The 791-nt window shown below is 43.1% G+C and carries 1 protein-coding gene and 1 other annotated feature; the gene reads left to right on the top strand.

The genetic code is table 11. From position 1 onward, the window contains the following. Positions 1 to 79 precede the first annotated feature (79 nt). Positions 80 to 296: a binding site (T-box leader), on the top strand. 73 nt (positions 297 to 369) lie between these two features. Beyond that, a partial coding sequence (locus tag LD39_RS21470; RefSeq protein ID WP_035553922.1) for an ATP phosphoribosyltransferase regulatory subunit occupies positions 370 to 791 on the top strand: 422 nt, incomplete at its 3' end.

Here is a 791-nt window from a genome sequence, read left to right on the forward strand (position 1 = left end):
TTTTTGATTATTTTTTTAGACAACTTGACATTGGATTCATAAAGGCTATATGATAGTAATCAATTCTATAATGAATCGACTAAAGCCATTGAGGAAAAAAGTAGCCAGTTTCCCATACAAACAGAGAAGGATTGCCAATAGGCTGAAAGCAATCCCTTGTAATGGTCTGGTGAAAGACATTTCTTAGGTGCCATATCGAAGGTTAGTAGGTGTGGACGTAAACAGGCGTTAACTGTTTTTGAGTGGAAGCTTTGCTTCAATCAGGGTGGCAACGCGGGAGAGTTCCCGTCCCTTTTCCGATACAAGGAAAAGGGACGGGAACTTTTTTTGTGGGAATATATGGTTGGTTTATTTTAAGGAGGAGATCAGATGAGTATAAACGCCCCTCGAGGTACACAGGATATCCTGCCTGGTACTTCTGAAAAATGGCAATATGTAGAACAGCAATTGACGGACTTGTGCCGTCGTTATCACTATAAAGAAATCAGAACACCGATCTTTGAGCATACCGAGCTTTTCCAACGAGGAGTAGGAGATAGCACGGATATTGTCCAAAAGGAGATGTACACGTTTGAGGATCGAGGCGAAAGGAGCATCACCCTTCGGCCTGAAGGGACGGCTTCAGTTGTTCGTTCTTATGTTCAGAATAAAGTTTATGGACTGCCGAATCAGCCGACCAAATACTTTTATATTGGACCGATGTTCCGTTATGAGCGTCCTCAACAAGGTAGACAGCGACAATTCGTTCAATTCGGTATCGAAGCGCTTGGCAGCGATGACCCTGCAGTAGA

It is taken from the genome of Halobacillus sp. BBL2006 (assembly GCF_000786645.1).
In the GTDB taxonomy this organism is placed as follows: Bacteria; Bacillota; Bacilli; order Bacillales; family Halobacillaceae; genus Halobacillus.